Consider the following 3289-nt stretch of genomic DNA (forward strand, 5'->3'; position numbering starts at 1 on the left):
CATCAATCCAGCTTGTTAATAGCCAGTAGGGTATGTATGGTGTCCATCTTTGGAATAGGAATTGTATAGTGTAGTTGTTCAATACTCTAATATCCTCATCCACTAGCGATTGATTAATCCAAGGCACATACCAGCCGAAGGACTTCATACCAATGTAGAATTCAGCATAAACATCCCANNATTGCAACTGAGCCATTATACCAGTATAGGCCCTTCCTAAGGTAAATAGTTAAAATACCTGAACCGTTAGGCAAAACCTCAACAGTCCAATTCTCAGCCAAAATAGGCCACCATTGGCCAGTTAATGGGTTAAATGCTGCTAATGGTAAGTAGTCCCATGTGTTACCAATCATATTGCTTGGCGCATAGGGGTTCCATATGGGTGAACCAGGCGTTAGAATTATTGTGACTGGGTTACCGCCTATTATTTGAGGCTTCTGCTGGGCGTAAGCAACATTCATAACTGCACTATACGCTGCCGCCAGGATTACTACCGCCATTAGTATTACCTTCACAACTAGGGTTGAGTTACCTCTGCCTAACATATGTGTAATTGCCCCTTTAGCTTAAAAATTTTACTACACAATTTAGTATAAATAGGGAAGCATTACCGGCTTAGTTAATTCATTTAATTTCTATTGATTCCTAAGTTTAATTTCAATATACTCTGATTCAATATCTTCAATTAAGGCATTAGTACCACCCACAAGTAATGCCTTACCACCGTTACTGGGTAATAATTCAAAATTCACCACATCACTATCTATCGTTACGTTAAGCGGTACCCCAGTTATATCCGCTTCCTCATTATTACTCGTTAAGTAGCCCTTAACCCTAACCTCAATGCTTAGTTTAGATTCCTTAGCCTTAAGAATCTCCCATGTGGCGAATCTATGGGAGTTAAAAACCAATGGGTAATCAGAGGTCTTAAAGCCCCTCCTGTAAATCGTCTGAGCTCGCCTCCATGCATCGAAGAATCCATGAATGAATTGAAGGGTCATTATCCTATCCCTAAACACGTACCCATATGGCTCAGCCTCCCTAAGTAGGCTAACTTTACTGGGTGCAAAAACACAGGATTCAGCGTTTGATGAAATGAAGTAGAATGGGCCAAGCTTATTCACCTTAACCTCAACGAGGCTCTTAATGCCCTTTAATCTACTTAGTAATTCGTCATCTAAGCTTGGGTACACTAGGATATATGCCTTAACCCTGGGGTCAAGATTACTTATATGCTTAATAAGCCTACTTAATAATACTGGTGGTGCTGATACATATAATTCACTGGTGGCTTCCTGAATTAAGGATGCTGAATTATAAATAACATTATCAATACCCCTAGTAACCCATAGTAGGTTCCTTACCCTATCACCTCTGGTTAATGATGTTAAGGCCTTAACCACGGCTTGCTTACGCTTAAGCATCTCATTCTCAATCATCTCCATTATCACCCCCATACCTATTGGTGTATACACCTTAGGCTTACTTTGCTGAACATTAATGAAACCCTTCCTCTCAAGTGAAACCATTATATTGTATAATTGAGGCTGATGAATAGACAAATCAGTCATAATCTCCCTAGCCGTGGCATTACCATTCAAGAGTAAGTAAGCTAATACAGTGGCCTCTTTCCTTGATAAGCCAAGGATAGTTAACGCATCCACTAAGTCACCGTCAACTACCTGCATCAAGTATCCTATAACTCCCCCAGTGCTTTTTAGGGCTTCGCCATGTAACCGGATGCAGTACAATGTTTATTAAGACTATACGCATTGAACCCAATGTATCAGTATGTATAAGCCTCAATGGGACGTGAATAGGTTAAGGATTGTGGAGGAGTTAAGGAGTAGGGGAATTAACCCATATCCACATAAGTTTGATATTACGTACACGATAAGCCAGATTAGGGAGCTTGCTAAGAAGTATCCCATTAGCCATGACCCATTCCTTAAGGGCATTAGAACAGTGGGTAGGGTGGCTAACATTAGGAGGCATGGGAAGGCCTCCTTCATCGATATTTTTGATGAGGGGGAGAGGCTTCAATTATACTTAAGGGTTAATGAATTGGGGGATAGGTTTGAGGAGTTCCATAAGTACGTGGATAGGGGTGATATAATTGGGGTTGAGGGTGACTTATTCTACACGCTTAAGGGTGAGTTAACCCTACTGGTCCATGATTACGCGTTATTGGCTAAGGCACTCCTTGAGCCACCTGACTGGAGTAAGTACACCACTGAGTGGAGGTATACTCATAGGTATCTTGATTTCCTATACAATAGTGAGGCTAGGAGGATTATTCAAACTAGGTTCAGGATTATTCAAGCCATTAGGGAGTACTTGAACTCAATGGGTTTCATGGAGGTTGAAACACCAATACTGCAGCCAGTCTATGGTGGTGCATTGGCTAAGCCATTTAAGACTCATGTTAATGCACTTGATGAGGACTGGTACCTTAGGATTAGCCTTGAACTTTACTTGAAGAGGTTCATAATTGGGGGCTTCAATAAGGTTTACGAGATTGGTAAAGTGTTTAGGAATGAGGATATTGACGTTTACCATAATCCAGAATTCACAATGCTTGAATTATACTGGGCCTATGCGGATTATAATGACATTATGAAGCTTACAGAGGATTTAATTCACCAGGTTGCAGTGAAGGTTATTGGTAAGGATACTATTGAGTACCCCATTGGTGGAGATAAGGCTGAGGTTAAGTTAACTACCCCATTCAGGAGGTTAACAATGATTGAGGCGTTGAGCAATGAGTTAGGTAAGAACGTTGAATTAATGAGTGATGATGAGTTGAGGAGGCTAATGAATGAGAATGGGCTAGTACCCAGGGGTGGGCAGTATGTTAGGGGGCTTATGATTGAGAAACTGTTTGATAAATTGGTTGCACCCAAGTTAATTCAACCAACCTTCATCACAGATTACCCGCAGGAGACAACACCACTATGTAAGCCACATAGGTCTAAGCCAGGCCTAATAGAGAGGTTTGAATTATACATTGCTGGAATGGAGTTAGCCAACGCGTACACTGAGCTTAATGACCCTCAGTTACAGCATAAATTCTTCGAGGAGGAGGCTGAACGCTTCAAGAGGGGTGACGAGGAGGCGCATCCATACGACTATGACTTCATCCTAGCCCTAAGCTACGGAATGCCACCAACAGGTGGATTAGGCATAGGCATTGATAGGTTAGTAATGGTGCTAACTGGGCAATACTCCATTAAGGAAGTGATACCATTTCCAATGATTAAACATAATCCATAACCTGCATCTTTACTAG

2 protein-coding genes are annotated in these 3289 nt (G+C 41.4%); one reads left to right on the forward strand and one right to left on the reverse strand.

The window, feature by feature from the left end; genetic code table 11:
• Positions 1 to 635: 635 nt before the first annotated feature.
• Positions 636 to 1688: a TrmB family transcriptional regulator gene (locus BP896_RS01130; RefSeq protein ID WP_291764793.1), complete on the reverse strand. Its 1053-nt coding sequence runs from the start codon at positions 1686 to 1688 to the stop codon at positions 636 to 638.
• A gap of 103 nt (positions 1689 to 1791) precedes the next feature.
• Here BP896_RS01130 and lysS point away from each other — a divergent pair, with 103 nt between their 5' ends.
• On the forward strand, positions 1792 to 3273 hold the full coding sequence (gene lysS, locus BP896_RS01135; RefSeq protein WP_291764792.1) for a lysine--tRNA ligase: 1482 nt from the start codon (positions 1792 to 1794) through the stop codon (positions 3271 to 3273).
• Positions 3274 to 3289: the final 16 nt, after the last annotated feature.

The organism is Caldivirga sp. UBA161 (assembly GCF_002506515.1).
Lineage (GTDB): Archaea > Thermoproteota > Thermoprotei > Thermoproteales > Thermocladiaceae > Caldivirga.

Coding starts and splice junctions, on each gene's coding strand:
- lysS (WP_291764792.1), top strand. CDS start 1,792: ATGTATAAGCCTCAATGGGACGTGAATAGGTTAAGGATTGTGGAGGAG.
- BP896_RS01130 (WP_291764793.1), bottom strand. CDS start 1,688: ATGCAGGTAGTTGACGGTGACTTAGTGGATGCGTTAACTATCCTTGGC.